29 protein-coding genes are annotated in these 21,270 nt (G+C 29.0%); 21 read left to right on the plus strand and 8 right to left on the minus strand.

Annotated features, from left to right (window positions below; translation table 11 throughout):
* Window position 1: 1 nt before the first annotated feature.
* The 6 genes from METVI_RS0100330 (at window position 2) to METVI_RS0100355 (ending at window position 4,304) form a co-directional block, all read left to right on the plus strand.
* On the plus strand, window positions 2-202 hold the full coding sequence (locus METVI_RS0100330) for a hypothetical protein (protein ID WP_004589797.1): 201 nt from the start codon (window positions 2-4) through the stop codon (window positions 200-202).
* Window positions 202-1,068 carry a respiratory chain complex I subunit 1 family protein gene (locus METVI_RS0100335; protein ID WP_004589798.1) on the plus strand — a complete coding sequence of 289 codons (867 nt, stop codon included), beginning with the start codon at window positions 202-204 and terminating at the stop codon, window positions 1,066-1,068. Before METVI_RS0100330 ends, METVI_RS0100335 begins: the two co-directional genes overlap by 1 nt.
* 11 nt (window positions 1,069-1,079) lie before the next feature.
* Entirely contained in the window at window positions 1,080-2,141 is a 1,062-nt protein-coding gene (ftsY, locus tag METVI_RS0100340) for a signal recognition particle-docking protein FtsY (RefSeq protein ID WP_017980920.1), read from the plus strand.
* 2 nt (window positions 2,142-2,143) lie between these two features.
* Window positions 2,144-2,638, plus strand: a complete 495-nt coding sequence (locus tag METVI_RS0100345) for a chorismate pyruvate-lyase family protein (RefSeq protein WP_004590544.1) — start codon at window positions 2,144-2,146, stop codon at window positions 2,636-2,638.
* Complete coding sequence (amrS, locus tag METVI_RS0100350; protein WP_004590546.1) at window positions 2,635-3,627, plus strand: AmmeMemoRadiSam system radical SAM enzyme; 993 nt, start codon at window positions 2,635-2,637, stop codon at window positions 3,625-3,627. The genes METVI_RS0100345 and amrS overlap by 4 nt, the downstream gene beginning before the upstream one ends.
* A 71-nt stretch (window positions 3,628-3,698) precedes the next feature.
* Window positions 3,699-4,304 carry a TIGR00296 family protein gene (locus METVI_RS0100355; protein WP_004590548.1) on the plus strand — a complete coding sequence of 202 codons (606 nt, stop codon included), beginning with the start codon at window positions 3,699-3,701 and terminating at the stop codon, window positions 4,302-4,304.
* Here METVI_RS0100355 and mmp3 read toward each other — a convergent pair.
* Entirely contained in the window at window positions 4,301-5,785 is a 1,485-nt protein-coding gene (gene mmp3 / locus METVI_RS0100360) for a methyl-coenzyme M reductase-associated protein Mmp3 (RefSeq protein WP_004590549.1), read from the minus strand. The two genes, METVI_RS0100355 and mmp3, sit on opposite strands and share 4 nt — an antisense overlap.
* A gap of 107 nt (window positions 5,786-5,892) precedes the next feature.
* Window positions 5,893-6,648 carry a mechanosensitive ion channel family protein gene (locus METVI_RS0100365; protein ID WP_004590551.1) on the minus strand — a complete coding sequence of 252 codons (756 nt, stop codon included), beginning with the start codon at window positions 6,646-6,648 and terminating at the stop codon, window positions 5,893-5,895.
* A 140-nt stretch (window positions 6,649-6,788) separates the two neighbouring features.
* Between METVI_RS0100365 and sucC the strand changes: the two genes are divergently transcribed.
* Genes sucC through METVI_RS0100395 form a run of 6 tightly spaced genes read left to right on the plus strand, consistent with a single transcriptional unit; the run spans window position 6,789 to window position 11,207 of the window.
* Window positions 6,789-7,874 carry an ADP-forming succinate--CoA ligase subunit beta gene (gene sucC / locus METVI_RS0100370; RefSeq protein ID WP_004590553.1) on the plus strand — a complete coding sequence of 362 codons (1,086 nt, stop codon included), beginning with the start codon at window positions 6,789-6,791 and terminating at the stop codon, window positions 7,872-7,874.
* Between the two features lie 14 nt (window positions 7,875-7,888).
* Entirely contained in the window at window positions 7,889-8,848 is a 960-nt protein-coding gene (locus METVI_RS0100375) for a tetratricopeptide repeat protein (protein WP_004590555.1), read from the plus strand.
* A complete protein-coding gene (locus tag METVI_RS0100380) occupies window positions 8,848-9,762 on the plus strand; it encodes an SDR family oxidoreductase (RefSeq protein ID WP_004590557.1) in 915 nt (304 codons plus the stop codon). The genes METVI_RS0100375 and METVI_RS0100380 overlap by 1 nt, the downstream gene beginning before the upstream one ends.
* A complete protein-coding gene (locus METVI_RS0100385) occupies window positions 9,740-10,195 on the plus strand; it encodes an RNA-binding domain-containing protein (protein WP_004590559.1) in 456 nt (151 codons plus the stop codon). The genes METVI_RS0100380 and METVI_RS0100385 overlap by 23 nt, the downstream gene beginning before the upstream one ends.
* Window positions 10,183-10,554 carry a hydrogenase maturation nickel metallochaperone HypA gene (gene hypA, locus METVI_RS0100390; protein ID WP_004590561.1) on the plus strand — a complete coding sequence of 124 codons (372 nt, stop codon included), beginning with the start codon at window positions 10,183-10,185 and terminating at the stop codon, window positions 10,552-10,554. The genes METVI_RS0100385 and hypA overlap by 13 nt, the downstream gene beginning before the upstream one ends.
* 5 nt (window positions 10,555-10,559) lie before the next feature.
* Window positions 10,560-11,207, plus strand: a complete 648-nt coding sequence (locus tag METVI_RS0100395) for a 2,5-diamino-6-(ribosylamino)-4(3H)-pyrimidinone 5'-phosphate reductase (protein ID WP_004590563.1) — start codon at window positions 10,560-10,562, stop codon at window positions 11,205-11,207.
* On the opposite strand, the gene METVI_RS0100400 is transcribed toward METVI_RS0100395, so the two are convergent.
* Complete coding sequence (locus tag METVI_RS0100400; RefSeq protein ID WP_004590565.1) at window positions 11,199-12,308, minus strand: DNA topoisomerase IV subunit A; 1,110 nt, start codon at window positions 12,306-12,308, stop codon at window positions 11,199-11,201. The two genes, METVI_RS0100395 and METVI_RS0100400, sit on opposite strands and share 9 nt — an antisense overlap.
* A gap of 161 nt (window positions 12,309-12,469) precedes the next feature.
* Here METVI_RS0100400 and ftsZ point away from each other — a divergent pair, with 161 nt between their 5' ends.
* The 4 genes from ftsZ (at window position 12,470) to METVI_RS0100420 (ending at window position 14,830) form a co-directional block, all read left to right on the plus strand.
* The gene (gene ftsZ / locus METVI_RS0100405; protein WP_004590567.1) at window positions 12,470-13,576 is read left to right on the plus strand and encodes a cell division protein FtsZ; all 1,107 of its coding nucleotides are present in this window, start codon (window positions 12,470-12,472) and stop codon (window positions 13,574-13,576) included.
* A gap of 10 nt (window positions 13,577-13,586) precedes the next feature.
* Window positions 13,587-13,790: a protein translocase SEC61 complex subunit gamma gene (locus METVI_RS0100410; protein WP_004590569.1), complete on the plus strand. Its 204-nt coding sequence runs from the start codon at window positions 13,587-13,589 to the stop codon at window positions 13,788-13,790.
* A 31-nt stretch (window positions 13,791-13,821) separates the two neighbouring features.
* Window positions 13,822-14,262 (plus strand): transcription elongation factor Spt5, encoded by a 441-nt coding sequence (locus METVI_RS0100415; RefSeq protein ID WP_004590571.1) that lies wholly within the window; start codon window positions 13,822-13,824, stop codon window positions 14,260-14,262.
* Between the two features lie 73 nt (window positions 14,263-14,335).
* On the plus strand, window positions 14,336-14,830 hold the full coding sequence (locus METVI_RS0100420; RefSeq protein ID WP_004590573.1) for a 50S ribosomal protein L11: 495 nt from the start codon (window positions 14,336-14,338) through the stop codon (window positions 14,828-14,830).
* Window positions 14,831-14,832: 2 nt separating this feature from the next.
* Here the strand turns inward: METVI_RS0100420 and METVI_RS0100425 are convergent, their stop codons facing one another.
* On the minus strand, window positions 14,833-15,363 hold the full coding sequence (locus METVI_RS0100425) for a YqaA family protein (RefSeq protein WP_004590575.1): 531 nt from the start codon (window positions 15,361-15,363) through the stop codon (window positions 14,833-14,835).
* Between the two features lie 62 nt (window positions 15,364-15,425).
* On the opposite strand from METVI_RS0100425, the gene METVI_RS0100430 reads away from it, so the two are divergent.
* Complete coding sequence (locus METVI_RS0100430; RefSeq protein WP_004590577.1) at window positions 15,426-15,860, plus strand: bacteriohemerythrin; 435 nt, start codon at window positions 15,426-15,428, stop codon at window positions 15,858-15,860.
* Here METVI_RS0100430 and METVI_RS0100435 read toward each other — a convergent pair.
* Window positions 15,857-16,303 (minus strand): Hsp20/alpha crystallin family protein, encoded by a 447-nt coding sequence (locus METVI_RS0100435; protein WP_004590579.1) that lies wholly within the window; start codon window positions 16,301-16,303, stop codon window positions 15,857-15,859. The genes METVI_RS0100430 and METVI_RS0100435 overlap by 4 nt on opposite strands.
* A 143-nt stretch (window positions 16,304-16,446) precedes the next feature.
* Between METVI_RS0100435 and METVI_RS0100440 the strand changes: the two genes are divergently transcribed.
* Together METVI_RS0100440 and METVI_RS0100445 are read left to right on the plus strand one after the other, a co-directional pair.
* Window positions 16,447-16,767 carry a hypothetical protein gene (locus METVI_RS0100440; protein WP_004590581.1) on the plus strand — a complete coding sequence of 107 codons (321 nt, stop codon included), beginning with the start codon at window positions 16,447-16,449 and terminating at the stop codon, window positions 16,765-16,767.
* Window positions 16,768-16,770: 3 nt separating this feature from the next.
* The gene (locus tag METVI_RS0100445; RefSeq protein WP_004590584.1) at window positions 16,771-17,181 is read left to right on the plus strand and encodes a hypothetical protein; all 411 of its coding nucleotides are present in this window, start codon (window positions 16,771-16,773) and stop codon (window positions 17,179-17,181) included.
* Here METVI_RS0100445 and METVI_RS0100450 read toward each other — a convergent pair.
* Both METVI_RS0100450 and METVI_RS0100455 read right to left on the minus strand, forming a co-directional pair.
* The gene (locus METVI_RS0100450; RefSeq protein WP_004590586.1) at window positions 17,170-17,502 is read right to left on the minus strand and encodes a DUF5400 domain-containing protein; all 333 of its coding nucleotides are present in this window, start codon (window positions 17,500-17,502) and stop codon (window positions 17,170-17,172) included. The two genes, METVI_RS0100445 and METVI_RS0100450, sit on opposite strands and share 12 nt — an antisense overlap.
* 21 nt (window positions 17,503-17,523) lie before the next feature.
* A complete protein-coding gene (locus METVI_RS0100455; protein ID WP_004590588.1) occupies window positions 17,524-18,339 on the minus strand; it encodes a sulfurtransferase TusA family protein in 816 nt (271 codons plus the stop codon).
* A 108-nt stretch (window positions 18,340-18,447) separates the two neighbouring features.
* On the opposite strand from METVI_RS0100455, the gene METVI_RS0100460 reads away from it, so the two are divergent.
* Together METVI_RS0100460 and METVI_RS0100465 are read left to right on the plus strand one after the other, a co-directional pair.
* A complete protein-coding gene (locus tag METVI_RS0100460) occupies window positions 18,448-19,446 on the plus strand; it encodes a deoxyhypusine synthase (protein ID WP_004590590.1) in 999 nt (332 codons plus the stop codon).
* 22 nt (window positions 19,447-19,468) lie between these two features.
* Window positions 19,469-20,722, plus strand: coding sequence for an MBL fold metallo-hydrolase RNA specificity domain-containing protein (locus METVI_RS0100465; protein WP_004590592.1), 1,254 nt, complete (start codon window positions 19,469-19,471; stop codon window positions 20,720-20,722).
* Here the strand turns inward: METVI_RS0100465 and METVI_RS0100470 are convergent.
* On the minus strand, window positions 20,709-21,269 hold the full coding sequence (locus METVI_RS0100470) for a hypothetical protein (RefSeq protein ID WP_004590594.1): 561 nt from the start codon (window positions 21,267-21,269) through the stop codon (window positions 20,709-20,711). The two genes, METVI_RS0100465 and METVI_RS0100470, sit on opposite strands and share 14 nt — an antisense overlap.
* Between the last annotated feature and the right edge of the window lies 1 nt (window position 21,270).

Here is a 21,270-nt window from a genome sequence, read left to right on the forward strand (position 1 = left end):
AATGGATACTGAAAGAAAGTATGGGTTATGTTTATTAATAATTGGAATATTATCAGCTTTTGGTATGGTTATAACAAGTGGATGGTTATGCTATATCTTATATTCAATCTCCCTACCTTCTATCCTATATGGAGTGGGATCATTTTTAATACCAAAAACTAGAAGAAAATACCCAGGTAATTTACCATTTAGGGGGATATAATGGACATGTCAATAATATATATATTAAACCTTACATTTCATGCATTTTTAGTAGGTTCTCTCCTTCTAGGCTTTCATAGAAAGCTCATAGCAAGAATTCAAGGAAGACCAGGACCTCCTGTTATACAGTATTTATTACATACAATAAAGTTCTACTTTAAAGAAATAACATTTCCAATAACAGCTGGAAATCCATTATATATATTCATCCCATTATTTGATCTTTCAATTTGGTTAATAGCTTTAATAATAGCTGTTGTATTGAAATCATCCCTATTAATATTAATAGGCATATACATCTTACAAAAAATAGTAGAACACGGTTGTGGATTATCTTCTGGATCACCATATGGAAAGATGGGAGGGGTTAGAAGTGTATTTTCAGCAGCTGCAGAGGTTCCTTTATTCTCTGCTGTAGCTGTTGTATATTTAGCTGTGAAATCAACATTAATTTCAGACATTATAGCATATCAACAAACCAATGGAGCATTGATCTTTAAACTCCCAATTGCAGCATTTGCTTTCTTTATACTTTTAGCATCAAAATCACCATACAGTCCATTTGGTATTGTTAAAGGGAAGGATATAGTTAGTGGATACATGACAGAGCACTATGGTTTGTTAGCATCTATAATTTATATAGCTGAATCAATATCCTACTATGTTCTATTATGGTTATTTATAACAGTATTTTTAGGAATAACAGGAATAATTCCTACACTTGCAGCTATGGTAGTATTAACAATAATATTATCATTTATATCAGCACTAACCCCATTACTTGCCCCACATCATTCAGTTATGCTACAGATGAGTATAGCAGGGCTGGTGCTGATAGATGTTATATATAGATTATTGGCATATTAAGGTGATTTTAATTGTTTGGTAAGTTAAAAGAGAAACTGTTCAATGCTGTTTCAAAGATATCTGAAAAGATCTATAAAAAGGGAGAAGAATCAGAAGAAGAAATTAAGAAAGAAGAAAAAAAAGAAAATATTAGTTTTTTTGATAAATTCAAGATAACAAGAGAGATTAAAAGAGTGATAAAAAAAGAAATAGTTATTGTTGAAGAAGATATAGAAGATATTTTAGAAGAGCTAAGGATTGAATTGTTAGAGGCAGATGTAGCATATGATGTTGTTGAAAAACTTATAGAGAATATAAAAAATGAGCTTATAGGTAAAAAAATAACTCCAGAAGATAATATAGAAGAGATTACATTGATGGCTATAAAGAATGCAATAAAAAATATCCTCTCTCAAAAGAAAATAGATATTTATAAAATAATAGAAGAGAATAGAAAAAAAGGAAAACCTACTGTAATAGTCTTTGTAGGTATAAATGGAACTGGGAAAACTACTACTATAGCTAAGTTAGCATATAAACTAAAAAATAAAGGATATTCTGTAGTTTTAGCTGCAGGAGATACTTTTAGAGCTGGTGCTATTGAGCAACTAGAAAAACATGGTAAAAATATTGGTGTTAGAGTTATTAAGCACAAACATGGTGCTGATGCTGCAGCTGTTATTTATGATGCTATTGAGCATGCAAAAGCTAAAAAAATAGATGTAGTTTTAGCTGATACTGCTGGAAGACAGGCTACAAATATTAATTTAATGGATGAAATGAAAAAGATTGTTAGGGTAACAAAACCAGATTTGGTTATATTTGTTGGTGATGCACTTACAGGTAATGATGCTATCTATCAAGCTGAGGAGTTTGATAAAGCTGTTGGGATAGATGGAGTAATTTTAACTAAAGTAGATGCTGATGCTAAAGGAGGGGCTGCACTATCCATAGGTTATGCTATAGGAAAGCCTATATTATTCTTAGGTGTTGGGCAAAGATATGAAGATCTTATTGAATTTGATCCTGAATGGTTTGTTAAAAAACTATTTGGTGAAGAGGAAATAAGATTCTCAACAGAAAGGGAGTTTTAACTATGAAGATATATGAGAAAATTTCTGAGCTGAATAAGAAATTTCCACTTCTAAATGAAGAAAAAATTCTTTTAGGAACTGATGGAAGTGTTACTAATATATTAGAAATACTATTTGAAGGAGAATGTGTAGTTAAAACTCTCTCTCAAAAAGTTATTAATAATGTAAATTATAGAGAAGTTATTTTAAGTGTTAAAGAACCTTTAGTATATGCAGTTTCAAAAACACCTTTTAAAAATATTGAATATGGGTTAAGAGAAGAGATTAAAAGAGATTTGTTATCTGCAGATATCCCAATAGGGAAAATATTAAGGAAATATAACTTAGAAACCAGAAGGGAGATAATTAACATAGATATAGCTAAATTAGATAACAGGTTAAAAACTCTATTAAATACTGAGTATGATGAGTTACCAAAAAGGACTTATCATATTATTTACAAGAATAGAATATTAATGATAATAACTGAAATCTTTGCTATTAGGGGAAAATTATGAAAGAGGCCATGTTCTATAAAAATATTAATGGAGATGTTATCTGCCTACTATGCCCAAGACACTGTGTTATAAAAGAAGGAAAGAGAGGGTTTTGTTATAATAGGGAAAATATTAATGGAAAACTTTATGCTGTAGGCTATGGAAAAGTATGCTCACTAGCAATAGATCCTATTGAAAAAAAGCCATTATATCACTTTTATCCAGGTTCAAAAGTTTTGTCATTAGCTATTGGTGGGTGTAATTTTAGATGCTTACACTGTCAAAATTGGACAATATCCCAAGTACCTCCAGATAAAACAGTTTATAGAGAGATGTCTCCTGAAGATGTAATAGAAATAGCATTAGAATACAATTTGCCTGGATTATCTTACACTTACACAGAACCAACAGTCTTTTATGAATTTATGTATGATTGCTCAATTTTAGCTAAGAAATATGGACTTTTTAATACAATGGTTACTAATGGATACATAGAAAAAGAGCCATTAAAAGCTCTACCTATAGATGCTATGAACATTGATATAAAAGGCAATGAGAGGTTTTATAAAGAAGTTTGTAAAGCTGAATTAGAGCCTGTATTGAAAACCTGTGTGTTAGCAAAAAAATTAAATATTTGGGTTGAGATAACTAACTTAATTATTCCTGGATACAATGACAGTGAAGATGATATATTATTTATAATAGAGTTTGTTAGAGATAAATTGGGAAGAGAGACACCATTACATTTTTCAAGGTTTCATCCTGACTATAAGCTAACTAATGTTCCACCAACTCCAATAGAAACATTAATAAAAGCAAGAGAGTTGGCATTGGAGGAAGGGTTAAAATATGTTTATATTGGAAATGTTCCAGGTTTGGGAGAGAACACTTACTGTCCAAATTGTGGAGCTCTACTAATTGAGAGAAGTCTTTTCTCTGTTAGATTTGTAAATTTAGAAGGGGATAGATGTTCTGTTTGTGGGGAGAAAATAGATATAATAACGCGATGATGAGTGCTGACTTCTCTGAATTATGATGAAGCTCGGGACAGCTGAGCGTTATCATTTCTTTGGTGATGATAATGAGATTATTAACATTAGAAGAAGGAAAATTTGCTGTTAAATTTGCTAGATTTGTTATAGAAAATTTTTTAAAAGGATATGATATAGAAATTGAAAATTATCCTGAAGTTTTTAATGAAAAGAGAGGATGTTTCTGTACATTACACACTTATCCAGATAGAGAGCTGAGAGGTTGTATTGGAATTCCTGAACCAATAATGCCATTAATAGAAGCTCTAAAAGAAGCAGCAATAAGCTCAGCTACAAGAGACCCAAGATTTCCACCAGTAAGTTTAGAAGAAATGGACAATATAGTTATAGAGATATCTATATTAACCCCACCAGAATTGATAGAAGTTAGCCATCCTAGGGAATATCTTCAAAAAATAAAAATTGGTAGGGATGGTTTGATAATAAGATTTGGCCCATATTCAGGTTTATTACTACCACAAGTGCCTGTAGAGTATGGATGGGATGTTGAAGAGTTTTTAGCAAATCTCTGTCTAAAAGCAGGATTACCTCCAGATATGTGGTTAGATGAAAATGTTAAAATATACAAATTTCAAGCACAGATATTTGAAGAAGTTGAACCTAGAGGAGAGGTTATAGAAAAAATATTATATTAAATTTTTCTTAAAAAATAAACTTCATCATTCATTTTAACTTTTTTTAGATGTTCAACATTTTCTATAACTTTCCCTACAATATTTGTTTTATCAAACCCTTCTCCTGTAGGGCCGTATTTATCATTCTCCTCTAACCTTATCCCTATCATCCCCTTATATCTACTAACCATGTTAGATATTCCAATACTATTAGCCTCTACCTTATCTTTTGGTGTGTTCTCTGGTAAAAGACCTTTTGCATACTCCTGTAAACCTTTAAACATTATAACGTCCTTATGCTTAAAATACACTTTTAGCTTACCAACTCTCTTTGTAGTTAATCCTGAAACCTTTCTAAAATACCATGTTGATATAGGAGCTTTATCTTCATAGAGTTCAATAGATATTATTTTTTTATCATCAATAGCCTTTAACTTAACTTTTTTTTCTTTTAATACATCCAAGGTATATTCTGGCTGCTGATCAACCACTATTCCCTTTCCTTCAACTTCAATATCAATATCGTATTTATTAAACATTTCTTCAGCTTTATTTACATCCATTCCTATAGCACAAAGTCTTTCAGGGATTGTTTTAACTGTTAAAAATCCAGAATTTGAAAAGTTTATTAATTCAAATCCCTCTTTAACTCTTCCAACTACTGTATGTGATGGAGATGATGTCCTACTCTCTTTGTATATATACACTTTCCCTTCACCAACACCAAAGTTTCTAACTGTTATAACCCCTCTATCTCTATCTTTTAATTCACTCTCCTCTATTTTTAATGTTTGCAATCTACAATCAGCTATATATGTGTTTGTATATTCTGATATTTCAAATATATTATCTTCCATTAGAGCTAAACAGTGTTCAACAGCTGAAGGCTTTCCATCAAATTCTGCTATAAAGTAGCTATATATCTTCCATCCATCTTCAAGTTTTATATTTAAATCATTTGTTACTACATAATCTACACTTTCTTTCTCTTCAGTTATAGGTTCAATATCAATAATTCTGTCATTTAGTTTTAATCTATCAATAACCCATTTTCCTCCAACAACTCTACCAATCTTTGGATTCTTCAATCCATATATACCTTCAGTCTTTTTCTTAATAAAAACTAAGTGTCCTTCTTCAACATCAAAACCTGACAAGCTTAAAAGAACATCCCACTTATTGAATTTTTGGCTCTCTGTAGATATTGGAAGATCTATCCTCACAGATCCAAATGCCACATCAACCCCACTAACCCACTTAAGTTTTTTTGCAAAACTTTTATAATTGTTTAAGAAAAATTCAGCAGCCTCATTATTCTCTGTTATGGCTATTGTTATATTCCCTTTTGTAGTTTTTATTAAAAACTTTCTTGTAGTCTCAGCAGATTTCTTTATCCCTTTTATTATTACAATATTTGCTCCATCTTTGTAAAATTCATCTTTAATCACATCTTTTAGAAATTCTCCTTCTTTTTCTTTTCCATTAACTATAACTTTTGCCATAAATATCACTTTAATTTAGAGAGTTTTAAATATGACTTTTAGTCCTTCTGATATATAAAAATTATAAACTTTGTAAATTAAATATTTAAATTTATTAAAAAAATAGATTATTCTTTCTTTTTAATAATTATCTCATTTATTAACTTAGCATTAGGAATAATAACTTCCTCTCCTTCAGGAGTTTCCAATTTTGTATAAGTTAAGTGCATCTCCTTTACCCTTCCAATAACACTACCTACTTTTATATTATTATTAACCTTCATTATCTTATTCCAAAACAACAAAACTCCTGATAAGAAGTGTGAGAATATATCCTTTAAAGCCAAAGCAAATCCTAACCCAAATATAGCAATTAACAGTAATAATATTGAAATATCAAACCCTACAGAATCTAGAGCTATTAATAAACCAATTATACAAATTGTAATTGTTGTTAAGTTTTTAAACAGTTTTGATTGATTTTCATCTAATCCTTCATAAATTTCCTTTTTTATATATGGTAAGATATAATGCTCTAAACTTCCTTCACCTATCTTAGCAACAAACCATGTTATAGCTAATATAACAACAAATTTAACAAAATTTCCTATGGCTAATGTTATTATATATGGAAGAGGTAAAAAAGATAGACCAAAATAGATAGCATAAACAATAATAATTATTTTTATAGGAGATTCAATAGCTTCTATTATTATATCATCAATCTTTGTTTCAGTTTTTTCTGCCCATTTTCTTAAGTATTTTTTAAACATTGAGCTAACAATAGAAGCTAAGATAAAGCCAAGAACAATAATAACAATACATATTATTAATCCAATAGCTAAATTCACCAATATATTTAAGTAATAGCCCATATCTACCATTGATTATCACCTTTAAAATTATTATTTGGCGTCAGTTCGCCCATCAATCATCATCAATCAGCAGCTACTCCGATCATCATCCGCCATAAGAAATTTATATATAATATTATTAGCCTAAGTTATATAAATAGGTGAGGGTAATGAAACTGTATGAATATGAGGCAAAGAATCTCTTTAGATATTACAATATTCCAGTTCCAGAGAGTTTTTTAATTTATAAAGATGATAATTTAGATCTTGTAGATATTGATAAAGAGGTTGTATTAAAGGCTCAAGTTCTTGTTGGGGGTAGAGGGAAAGCTGGAGGAATTCTTTTTGCAAAAAATAAAAAAGAATTCATAGAAAAAGCTAAAGAGCTTTTTAATAAGGAAATAAAAGGTGAAAAAGTAGAAAAGATATTAGTTGAGGAAAAATTAAAAATAAAAAAGGAATATTATGTATCAATAACAATTGATAGGGATGCTAAAAAGCCTGTTTTAATATTCTCCACCGAAGGAGGAGTAGATATTGAAGAAGTGGCAAAGAAAAATCCTGAAAAAATAATAAAATATCATATTGATGTTTTGAAACCTTTTTTACCATATAAAATTAGATGGATATTAGATGGAAAAATTCCTTCAGAAGAGTTAGCTATTGCCAACATAATTTATAACCTCTATCAATTATTCAAAGAAAAAGATGCTACTTTAGTTGAAATAAATCCATTAGTTATCACAGAAGATAATAAGATCTATGCTGCTGATGCTGTTGTTATATTAGATGATGATGCACATTATAGGCAGAATTTTGAAGCATTTGAAGAATCTAATAAAGAAAAATTGCCTTTTGCATATGTTGAATTAGATGGTGATATAACTGTTATAGGTAATGGAGCAGGATTAACTTTAGCTAGTATGGATATAATAAAAAATCTTGGTAGAGAACCTGCATGCTTCTTAGATATTGGAGGAGGTGCAGACACTGAAACTGTTAAATTAGCTCTAAAAAAAGTTCTTAGTAATAAAAAGGTTAAAGGGGTCTTTATTAATATTTTAGCAGGAATAACAAAGTGTGATGAAGTTGCTAAAGGTATAGTTGAAATTTTAAAGGAGCATCCAAATGTTAAATTTTCTGTAAGGATGATGGGAACTAATGAAGAACTTGGTAGAAAAATATTAGAGGAGAATAATATATACTATGAGACATCTATGGAAGAAGCTGCTAAGAAATTGATAGAGAATTTATAAATTTGGTGAAATTTATGCCTCAAATTAAAGAATTAGATTCCATACTTAATATTTTATATGCATGGAGAAATTTATCAGAAGGAAATAGTTTAGAGGCTTTATATTATATAAATAAAGCTTTAGAGACAAATCCTGACAATACAATAGCATTATTTTTAAAAGGAATAATTTTGTTAGGTATGGGAGATGTTGAAGGTTCTAAAGAAACTTTAGAAAAACTAGTTAAACTTTCTCCAAAGAATTATATGGCCTTATCATTATTGAGTTTAGTAAATAGCTTATTAGGAGATTTTAAAAAGTCTATAGAACTCAATGAAGAAGCATTGAGCATAGAAAGCCAATTTCTTATGGGTTGGCTTTTAAAGATAATAAACTTAGATTATTTGTATGATTATGATGAACTTTTAAAGATATACAAGAAATTTTCAAAAAAATGTCCTAAATTTTCCATTATTGATATAAAATCTGCAGATATTTTAAGAAAGTATGGAAGATATCATGAAGCTTTAGAATTTTTAGATAAAGCTTTATCTTTAAATCCTGAAAATATAGGAGCTATTTATTTGAAAGGGGTTATATTAAAAAGATTGGGAAGATATGAAGAGGCATTAGAATGTTTTAAAAAATTAATAGATGAGATGAATATAAGATGGTTAGATGCTATAAGACATGCTGCATCAACATGTTTAGTTCTTGATAAGTTAGATGATGCAGAGAGATATGTTAATATGGGTTTAAAGATTAAAAATAGGGATATAAGTCTGTGGTATTTTAAAGCATTAATTCACGAGTATAGAGGTAATCTTGATGAAGCTTTAAAATGTTTTCAAAAGGTAGTTAATATCTATCCAAACCATGTAAAAGCTTATTTAAGTATGGCTAAGATTTATGAGAAAAAAGGAGATTATGATAAAGCCATAAAATATTATGAAACAGCTTTATTAAAAAGAAAAGAAGACTTAAGAGGGGCATAATGATATTAATAACTGGTGGAGCAGGATTTATAGGAAGCCATGTTGTTGATCTCTTTGTAAATAATGGTTATGATGTTATCATTTTAGATAATCTAAAAACAGGGAATCTTAATAATGTAAATGAAAAAGCAAAGTTTATAAAAGGAGATATTAGGGATAAAATAAATTTAAGGGACATAGAGGTAGTAATCCATCAAGCTGCACAAATAAATGTTAGATACTCTGTTGAAGATCCAAAGTATGATGCAGATGTTAATATATTAGGAACTATCAATTTGTTAGAAGCGATAAGAAAATATGAAATAGAAAAGATTATATACGCATCATCTGGTGGAGCAGTTTATGGAGAACCAAAATATTTACCTGTTGATGAAAACCATCCAATTTCTCCAATATCACCATATGGATTAAGTAAGTATGTTGGGGAAGAGTATATAAAATTATACAATAGGTTATATGGAATAGAGTTTGTAATTTTAAGATATGGGAATGTTTATGGAGAAAGGCAAGATCCTAAGGGAGAGGCTGGTGTTATAAGTATATTTATAGATAAAATGTTAAGAGGAGAAAGGCCGGTAATATTTGGAAATGGAAAACAGACAAGAGATTTTGTATATGTCAAAGATGTTGCTAAAGCTAACCTATTAGCTATGAAATGGAAAAATGAGATTGTTAATATAGGATCAGGAAAAGAAACTAGTGTTAATGAATTATATAAAATTATTAGTGAAGAGCTAAAGTTTAAAGAAAAACCTATATATGACAAACCTAGAGAGGGGGAGGTTTATAGAATTTATTTAAATATTGATAAAGCTAAATCTTTAGGATGGGAGCCTGAAACTGGATTAAAAGAAGGGATAAGAAAAGTTATTAATTGGATGAGGGGAAGTTATGATAAACTCAATAAAAATTAGCTCTATTGCTCATGCTACTGAAGATTTAGAAAAAGTATTAAAAGCCATTGAGTTTTTAATTCCTGAAGATGTTGATGATGAAAAGATAGATATAGAGGTTGTAGAAACAGAAGGTTATTTTAGAAATCCTATAAGAATTATTAATTTAAATGCAGAAGGAAAAGAAGCTGAGAAGATATATAAACATATAATTGAACTTATAAAATCTAATGAGAAGAATATTAATAAATTAAGAAGAGATTTACATCTTAGAATAGAAGATAACAAATTTTATATAAGATTTGATAAGCAAAAAGCATTTTTAGGAGAGGCAAGGGTAGTAGATGGAGATGATGTAATAAGAGTGGTTATTAACTTCAAGATCTATACAAAAAATAAGGAAGATATTGTAAAAGAGCTCTTAACTAAAGAGCTGGGAATATGCATGAGTTAAGCTTAGCAAACTCTATATTAGATGCTATTTTATCAGCTATTGAGAGTGAGGAGAAAAAAGGAAGAAAAGTAAAAAAAGTTAAAGAAATTTATTTGGAGATAGGAGAATTGGTTTTTGTTAATGTTGAGCAGTTAAAGTTTGCCTTTGAAGTTATCTCTGAAGGAACTGCATGTGAAGGAGCAAAAGTAAATATTGAAATATTAAAATCTAAATGTAGATGTGTTAATTGTGGATATGAAGGAGAACCTAAAATAGTAGATGATTTCATTATCTCATGCCCTAAATGTGGAGGTTTTAGATTAGAAATAATAGGAGGAAAAGAGTTAAACATAAAAAATGTTATTATTGAATATATGTGATGATTATGAAGCCATATGTAATTTCTAATGTAGGGATGAGCTTAGATGGAAAATTGGCTACAGTAACAGGAGATTCAAGGATATCCTGTGAAGAAGATTTAATTAGAGTCCATAAAATCAGAGCTAAAGTAGATGCCATTATGGTGGGCATAGGAACTGTTTTAAAGGATGATCCAAGATTAACTGTTCATAAAATAAAAGCTGATAAAAATCCTATAAGAATAGTTGTAGATAGTAAACTAAGAATTCCATTAAATGCTAGAGTTCTAAATAATGAGGCAAAAACTATAATAGCTACAACAGAGAAAGCAGATAAAGAAAAAATGAAATTGTTGAAAGAGAGGGGTGTAGAAGTAATAGTTTGTGGAAGAGATAAAGTAGATTTAAAAGAACTGATGAAAATTTTATATAATAAAGGAATTAGAAGTATTTTGTTAGAAGGAGGGGGAACTCTAAATTGGGGTATGTTTAAAGAAGGATTAGTTGATGAGGTTTCAGTGTATATTGCCCCAATGATTTTTGGAGGAAAAGATGCTGTAAGCTATGTAGATGGAGAAGGTTTTAAAACTGTTGAAGAAGCTGTAAAATTAAAGTTGAAAAAATTTTATAGATTAGGGGAAGGAATTGTTTTAGAATATGTGGTATTAAGGTAACCATGTACTATCATCTTTTATCTTTTCAGGTAAATAAGTGTTAACAACATATTTCAATCCATATTTTGCTAAAGATTGCTGTTCTGCTCTAACTCCCATTTTAAGCATTTGTTTTAATGCTTCTTGCCACTTTGGGAAGCTTCTAACAAAATCATCATTATTTAAACCATCCTTTATTCTTTTAATATCTTGCTCTTTCAATGGATGTGTTGGAAGGTCATAATCAATAATATCCTGTGGAGTTACACCAATTAATCTTGCATCAGGTATTGATAACTTATCAGCTAAATGTACTGACTTTCCACTACCTACTTTTAAAGTTCTATAAATATTTAAATACCCATATGGATCTCCATCAGTAAAAACCAAAACAGGTAAATCAAACTCTTCATTAAGTCTCTTTATAAATCTTCTTGTAGCTCTTGCAGGCACTCCTTTTAAAGAGACTAATATACAGTTGTGTTTATCCCAAAATCTCTCAGCATTCAATCTAGCAAACATACCTGATGTTTCTATAGCCAATACAAAATCAGCATTAGTTTCTAAATTTAATTTTGTCACATCATTAGGAATATTATATGCACCTGTTCCTAATTTTCTACAATCTACAACAAGCTCCCCTTCAGAGGTTTCCTCTATTATTTTTAATGGCCCTACAACAGCACTTCCATCCTCTTCTGGAATAAATCCAAGATGTTCTCTTAAAACTCCCAAAGCAGCTTCTAAATCTTCAATAACATTGTTTGAGACTTGCTGATCATCAAATCTTGCTTCTCCCCAATTTTTTGAAACATAATAAGCCTCCCTTAATGTAGCAAAGTCATCAGTATCTAAAAGCTGTTTTGCCAATTCCAACATCTTTGCAGTTTGTGCAAATATTTTAGCTTGACTAACTGTTAAAGTTCTAGTTTTTTCTTTTCCAGCTAATGTGAAAGAACCTTTATCTCTATCAAAAAGTGCATTAGACAAACTTCTAATTGGCATTTTTATTTTAGGTCTAATACCTTTTTTTAAATCTTCATACATCTTCTTAGCTAATTCCATAATTTTTTGTTTAGCTATTTCTCTAGGTTTTTTTGGAATTTTAGGGATGTTAGCCATAATGACATCACCATTAAGTTAATTAAATTGAACAAAATATTTTTATACATGAACTTTAAATTTTATGGTTTAAAATAGGCCAAAGCCATAAAACCTATAATATTTAATTTTACTATTATAAATATTATATTATAATATATAACTATTATGGGGGTCATAACGTGAAATTCCTAGAAAAAGTGTTAAAAGAAGAAGGAATAGAAGAAAAAGAAGATTTTGAAATGTCACCCGAAGATCAGGAGCTTTTAGAAATATTAGAGCAAACTAAAGCAAGGATTACTGTTGTTGGATGTGGAGGGGCAGGAAATAACACAATAACAAGATTATATACAGAAGGAATTGAAGGTGCTAAAACAGTGGCTATAAATACTGATGCCCAACAATTATTAAGAACAAAAGCTGATAAAAAGATATTAATTGGAAAAAAATTAACAAGAGGTTTGGGTGCAGGAGGAAATCCAAAAATTGGTGAAGAAGCTGCTAAAGAGAGTGCTGAAGAAATAAAAGCTGCTTTACAAGATTCTGATATGGTATTTATAACCTGTGGATTGGGAGGAGGAACTGGAACAGGTTCTTCACCAGTTGTTGCTGAGATAGCAAAGAAATTAGGAGCATTAACAGTGGCTGTTGTAACTTTACCATTTTTAATGGAAGGTAAAGTTAGGATGAGAAATGCTATTCAAGGTCTAGAGAAGTTAAAACAATTCACAGATACCCTTGTTATTATTCCAAATGAGAAACTATTTGACATTGTCCCAAATATGCCAATAAAATTAGCTTTTAAAGTAGCTGATGAAGTATTGATCAATTCAGTTAAAGGTCTGGTAGAGTTAATAACAAAAGATGGTTTAATTAATGTAGATTTTGCTGATGTAAAGGCTGTTATGAGTAATGGAGGAATGGCAATGATTGGTTTGGGTGATAGTGATAGTGAAAATAGAGCTAAAGAAGCTGTTCAAATGGCATTAAATTCTCCACTTTTAGAAGTTGATATTGAAGGGGCTAAAGGAGCATTAATACATGTCATGGGTCCAGAAGATTTAACTTTAGAGGAAGCTAAGCAAGTGGTTTCAACAGTCTCCTCAAAGTTAGATCCTGAGGCTACAATAATATGGGGTGCTACAATAGATGAAAACTTAGAAAACACATTAAAAGTCCTGCTAGTAGTTACAGGAGTTAAACCAACAATTGATTTTGAGAAAGGTATAATAAGGAAAACTCATAAAAAAGACAAATTAAAAAAAGAGTTAGGAATCCCAGATATTTAAAGGGATAGCCATGGATTTTGATAGAAAGATAGAAAAGTTAAAAGAATTTTTAGAAGAGTGTAGGAGGGTTTGGCTAGTTTTAAAAAAACCTACAAAAGAAGAATATATCAATGTTGCTAAGATTACAGCTTTGGGTATAACAGTTTTAGGAGTAATTGGGTACATCATCCATGTTCCAGCTGTTTATATAAAAACCACTATTTTCAAAAAATAATAAAATTTTTATGAATAAAAGGTGATTTTTTATGATTTTTGCCGTGAGAACAATGGTAGGTCAAGAAAAAAATATAGCTGAACTTATGTATGGGAGAGTAGAAAAAGAAAATTTAGATGTTTATTCAATATTAGCTTCAGAAGCTTTAAAAGGATATGTTCTAGTTGAGGCAGAATCTGAAGGAGTTGTTAAGGAGTTAATAAAAGGAATGCCTAGAGTTAAAGGATTAGTTAAAGGAACAATAAATATTGAAGAGATAGAGCAACTTTTAACTCCTAAAAAAATCATTGAAAATATTGAAAAAGGTGATGTTGTAGAAATAATAGCTGGGCCTTTCAAAGGGGAGAGAGCAAAAGTAATAAAAGTTGATAAAAATAAAGAAGAAATTACATTAGAGTTAGAAAATGCTACAGTACCTATTCCTATAACTTTACCAGTTGAGAGTGTTAAAATTATATCAAAACAAAAATAAGAGTTAATTTTATATATTCCAAATTTATTTTAAGATTAATGAAACATCAGGGATAATACTTTTTGGTGAAAGTATGGGTAAAGAGGTTGTAGAAGTATTAGTTACTGGAGGGAGAGCTACAGCTGGTCCACCATTAGGGCCAGCTATTGGTCCATTGGGAGTAAATGTTATGCAAGTTGTTAAAGAGATTAACGAAAAAACAAAAGAATATGAAGGAATGCAAGTTCCTGTTAAAGTTATAGTTGATACTGAAACAAGGAAGTTTGAAATTGAAGTAGGTATCCCACCAACATCAGCATTAATAAAGAAAGAGTTGGGTATAGAGAAAGGAGCTCATGAACCAAGACATGAAGTTGTAGGGAATTTAACATTAGAACAAGCAATTAAAATAGCAAAAATGAAAAGAAAATCTATGTTATCTTACACTTTAAAAGATGCTGTTAAAGAAGTTTTAGGTACTTGTGGGTCTATGGGAGTTACTGTAGAAGGAAAAGATCCAAAAGAAGTACAGAAAGAGATAGATCAAGGAGTTTATGATGAAATATTTAAAAAATATGAAGAAGAATAAAACTACTTTTTTATTTTTATTATTATAAGACATAAGGCAAAAATGAAAAATGCTAATATTGCTCCTATTTTTAAATTTTTTATAAGATCTCCAAAATATGCCACCATAATAAATCTTGGGAATCTACCAATAAATGTAGCAATCACAAATAAACACAGATTCATTTCAAATATTCCTGAAAGCCATGCTATAACTTTATAGGGTATTGGAGTAAAGCCTGCTATTACTATTCCAAAAACCCCATACTTATTAAAAAATTCTTCTCCTTTTATTAGATATTTTTCATTAAATAGTTTTAAAAATATAGGATGCCCAAATTTATAACCTAAAAAATATCCTATTGTTCCACCTACTACTGTTCCTAAAGTTGCCATAACTGTTGATAATAATGGATCTAAACCAAAATATGTTGAACTTAATAAAAATACATCTGGAGGTATTGGGAAAAATATTGCTTCTATCATAGATAAGAAGAAAATTCCAAAATATCCATAATTCAAAATTATCTCTTTTGCTACTATATATAGATCCATTTTCCCACTTAGAATAAATGTTATATATATTTTTAAATATATTTAAGTTAAGTGGTGAAATTATGGAGATAATTAAATGGTCTAAAGATTTAGAAACTGGTATAAAAACTTTTGATGAAGAACATAAATATCTAGTTAAAACTTTAAATGATATATTTGAACTTATCAAAAAAGGTGAAAAAGAAAAAGCTAAACTCCTATTAAAAGAGAGAGTTATTGAATATGCTACTAAACACTTTAAGCATGAAGAGAAGATTATGGAGAGATATAAATATCCGGAATATGAAAAACATAAGAAAACTCATGAACTATTTGTAAAAACTTTAATAGAAAAGTTAATTCCTAAAATAGAAAATGGATCTGATAATGATTTTAGAAGTGCTGTTTCATTTCTTATAGGATGGATTTCAATGCATATAATTAATGTAGATAAAAAATATGGAAAATGGTTTAAAGAAAATAGTATAGAAATAAATGATGAGCCATTTCAAATTTAGTCTATTCTAATACCTTTTCTTCTTGAAGATTCTGCTTTTGGTAGAATTACTGTTAATACTCCATTTTCAAATTTAGCAGATGCTTTATCTTCTTTAACAACAGCAGGTAATTTAATATTTCTATATATCTCTTCTTCCTCTGGAATTTCTGAGTAAATTATTCTTTCACTTTCAGTTATCATTAATGGGCTTCTTTTAGCTCTTATCTCTAATGAATCCCCAACAGCATTTAAAACTATGTCCTCCTTATTAACTCCTGGTAACCATGCAATAACTTTTAAATGGTCATCTCCTTCAATTATTGATATTGGCATAAATCCACTACCACTTATTTGTATTCCTCTAGAAGTTTGCATTATTGTTGTAGAACTACCCATAGGCATTGAGAAAAATTCTCTAAACATTCTTTCAAATAATGAGTCAAATGGGTCTCTTCCAAACATACATCATCACCTTATTTTTTTTCTATTTAATATCTGTCTTTGAAGTTCTATATAAATTTTTCTAACATTAATAAATTTAATTATATGGTTAAAATGTAAAACTTTATATAACAATTTAAAATAAATTTTAATAGGTGATAATTATGAGTGAAAAGGATGTTAAAGAAATAAAAATAGAAGTTCCTTCTGAGTTAATAGAAAAAATAAAGAAAGTATCAGAGTTTTTAACATCTTTAAAAGAAAAAAAAGTAGAATTATCTAAAGAGAAAATTGAAGAAATGATAAAGATTATTGATGAAATTAAAAATAAACTACCAGAGATAAAAATAGATATTGAGAAAATATTAGATATTATAGAAGGAAGTGGTAGTGAAGTTAAATTAGTTTTTGAAGATCTAACTTTCTCTATTGATGGTGAAGTGGGATTAAAAATCATTCCATTAAAAAGAGAGAAAAAGGAATAAATTATGCTAAAATATATTATATTTTTTCAAAATTTTGTAAAAAAAGGTTCTTTAAAAATATTATTAACTAATATTTTTTTATTAGAGATAAATAAAGATGAAATTATTTTAAATTTAGAGAATCCTAAAACTTTTAAGGAAATATTTATTATTGTTGAAAGAATTATAAAAACTATTAAAAATGATAAAAAAGAAGACTCATTTCTCAAGAAAATAGAAAATTTTAAAAATTTATTAGATAGCTTAAAAAAACTATCTAATATTTTAATAAATGAGAAAAAAACATTTATTTTAAGATATAAAAATGAAGACGTTATTGTTATTGGTTATAAAGCTAAAGGAGGGCTTTTATTGAAAGATATTAAAATCAATAAATTATTGCTTTTAAAATTATTGAAAGAGTTAAATATATAATAGATTTCCAATTGCTAAAATAAAGAGCATACCCATTAATGCTAAGTGAGATGAATAAATACCTGTATTTTGGAATTGGGTTTTTAAGATATTACATATTGTTCCACAGATTGTAATTGGGGTAATTATTTGAAATGCAATTGCTAAGTAGAATAATAATATATTGTTTATGAACAATGAGGCTAATGTTAATATGAAAGCTAATATTAAAGATACAAAGTGTGGCATAAACCTCATTCCTGTCATTCTAAATGTAGCAAATCCTGATAACATAGCTCCAAAAATAACTGATAGGGACATGATCATTAAAACTGTGTTCATAACCACTCACCTTAATATTCTTCAAAGCCATACTGGTCTAACATTTGGTTTTGACAGATAGTTTAAGAATGTCGGAGCTCCAGCAATTTCAAAACCTTCTTCAAGATTTTCTTCATTGATACCTCTGAACTTAGCACTTAATTCACAAACATAAACTTTTACTCCTTCTTTTATAGCTTTTCTAACTAAATCCCCTAATTTTGGGAAATCAGGATGTTTAACTTTATCACACTCTCCCTTCAATGCTAAACTTGCTCCATCCATCATTAAGAATATTGTTGGCTTCAAATTCATTTTTTTAGCCACATCTGCCATTAAAAATGTAGCATAAGCCTTTTCAGCATTTCCAGTACCAGTTGTATTTATAATAAATAATTCATCAATAGTTATTGTTGTTACACCTTCAACTTTCTTCTCCCCTTTTTTAATCAATATTCTATAATTTCCATCTTCTAATTCTTCTATAGATAAAACCTCATGTCCAGCTCCTTTTAATCCTTCTGTTAAATCAGTTAATGCATTTTTTCCAGCAATTATCTCTAAGACTTCTCCAACATTCATCTTCTCTAAAACATCAGAAACCATCATAATTGGTCCTGGGCAAGTTGCACCAACAACATTTATTGTTCTATTAGCTGCAATTTTACCAATGTGAATTATTATTTTATTACCTTCAACATTAACTTTATAATTATATTTTTTAGCCACATCTTTTATCTTATCTATTTGCCAATCTTCAGCTTCTATAATTAACATCCCCTCTTTCATCTTATTTAAAACTCTTTCAACTAACAGCTCAGGTATCTTTATTCCTTTAACTGAAATTTCTCTTATCACAATAATCACCTGTTTATATTTGTGTTACATCTATACACTATTAAAAATTAAATTTTATTATATATAAAACTTTCTATTAAAATTTTATTAAAATTTGGGAGGGGGATCATGGATCCAAAAGACATTGTTTTAAAACAGAGTGAAGATATTAGTGGGATAGAGATTGAAGGTCCTTGGTTAGATGAGGATATTAGCTTAGAGGATATTATAAAAAACTATTATAAAAAAATAGGTTTTCAAGCAAGTCATCTAGGGAAAGCTATTGAGATATGGAAAAAGATAGAGGAGAAGAGAAAGAGAGGAGAAGATATAAAAGTATTTTTTGGATATACATCAAACATTGTTTCATCAGGTTTAAGAGAAATTATTGCATATTTAGCAAAACATAAAAAAGTTGATGTTATAGTCACCACTGCTGGAGGTGTGGAAGAAGATTTTATCAAATGTCTAAAACCATTTATATTGGGAGATTGGTTTGTAAATGGAAAAGAGTTAAGAGAAAAAGGTATAAATAGGATTGGAAATATCTTTGTTCCAAATGATAGATATATTGAGTTTGAAAAATATATGATGGAATTTTTTGAAGAGCTATTAAATAGAGATAATAAAATAGTTACTGCTAGTGAATTTTGTTATAAACTTGGAGAATTCATGGATAAAAAATTAGGAAAAGAGAAGGAGAAGTCTATTTTATATTGGGCATATAAAAATAATATTCCCATATTTTGCCCAGCAATAACTGATGGATCTATAGGGGATATGCTTTATTTCTTTAAAAAGTTTAAGAAAGATAGTGAATTAAAGATAGATATTGCAAATGATATTGTAAAGTTAAATGATATAGCCATAAATGCAAAGGAAACTGCATGTATTATCTTAGGTGGATCATTACCAAAACATGCTATTATTAATGCAAACCTCTTTAGGGAAGGTACTGATTATGCCATCTATATAACAACAGCTCTACCTTGGGATGGTTCTTTAAGTGGAGCTCCACCAGAAGAAGGTATATCTTGGGGAAAAATTTCTGCTGAGGCCAATTATGTGGAAATATGGGGAGAAGCTACAATTATATTTCCAATTTTAGTATACTGTGTAATGAAATAAAAATAAAATTAAGGTCATATTTATGGTCTTATTAAAATTTCATGGAGGTTGTCAAGAAGTAGGAAAAAGTTGTGTAGAAGTTATTGGAAAAGAGAAAAGGATATTATTAGACTGTGGAGCATCTCCAAATAGTGGAGAAATCCCAAATATAGAAAATAATTTAGAAGTTATTGTCAGCCATGCTCATTATGATCACTGTGGGGCTATTCCATTTTATAAATTTAAAAAAATCTATTGTACACATCCAACAGCTGATTTGATGTATATAACATGGAAAGAAACCTTAAATATAAGTAAAGCCTATAAGGAAGAGGATATATATAGATCTTTAAAGAGTGTTGAAACCTTAAATTATTATGAAGAAAAAGATTTGGGTAGTTTAAAGTTTAAGCTTTATAATGCAGGTCATATATTAGGTAGCTCATCTATATATTTAGAAATTGATGGAAAAAAGATATTATATACTGGAGATATTAATGAAGGGCCTTCAAGAACAGTAAGATCTGCTGACACAGATATTGATGAAATTGATGTTTTAATAATTGAATCCACTTATGGTTCTCCATTAGACATTAAACCCTCAAGAAAGGTTTTGGAAAAACAGTTGATAGAAGAGGTTTCTGAAACTATTGAAGGTGGTGGAAAAGTTATAATCCCAGTTTTTTCTGTAGGAAGGGCACAAGAGATATTAGTGGTTCTTAATAACTATATAAGAAGTGGACAATTAGATGCTAAAATTTACACTGATGGTTCATTAATTCATGCAACTGGGATATATTTATCATATAAAGATTGGTTAAATCCAAAATTAAAAAATACGATAGAATCAGGAATAAATCCATTTGGAGATATTAAAAAAGCCGATGAAAAAAAAGTGTTTTCTAATGAACCATGTATAATAGTATCTACTTCAGGTATGCTTCAAGGAGGGCCTGTTTTAAAATATTTAAAACTATTAAAAGATGAAAAAAATAAACTAATTCTCACTGGTCATCAAGCAGAGGGTACATTAGGAAAAGCTTTAGAAGAAGGAATTAGAGAAATAAAGCCATTTAAAAACACTATAAAAATTAGAGGGAAAGTTATAAAATTAGAATTTTCAGCTCATAGTGATTATAATTCTTTAGTTAGATATATTAAAAAAATTCCAAAACCTGAAAAAGCTATAGTTATGCATGGTGAAAGATACCAATCCCTGTCATTTGCAATGACCATATGGAAGACATTAAAAATTCCTGCTTATGTTCCTGTTGAAGGAACAGTTATACCTTTATAATCTCTCCAGAAATACTTTCTATATTTTCTAATGGAGCCATATATTGTTTCCTTAAAATCTTTGCTATTTTTCCCAATATTTCTATTTCATTAAACTTATCTATCTGTGTCTTTGAATCTATAATTATATATATCCTCTCATTATTTAGTTTCCCTCTATATATATATGTATAAAGATTATCCTTATAGATAATAACTTTCTTAGTGTCATCATGATATTTTTTAATTCTCTCATAAATATCTAAACCACTAGCTCCTAACATTTCTCCATCTTTTAATGTAGATGCTATTACTAATCCCTCATCATTAACAACAACAATATCTTCTAAACCATAATCTAAAGCTATTTCAACAAGATCATACTCTTTAGAATATTCCCTATCATCTAATGGGGCAACATATTTTTTTAATTCCTTTAGATTTTCAATAACTTTATTTTCTAGTTCTTTATGATTTTTTTCTATATTCTTTTCCCTCTTTATTTTTACATAAATACCTAAAACAGTTCCAATACAAAATGAGAGTAGAAATACTATTGTAGATAACATT

The sequence above is a fragment of the Methanocaldococcus villosus KIN24-T80 genome, from assembly GCF_000371805.1.
Taxonomy (GTDB): domain Archaea; phylum AGJL01; class Methanococci; order Methanococcales; family Methanocaldococcaceae; genus Methanocaldococcus; species Methanocaldococcus villosus.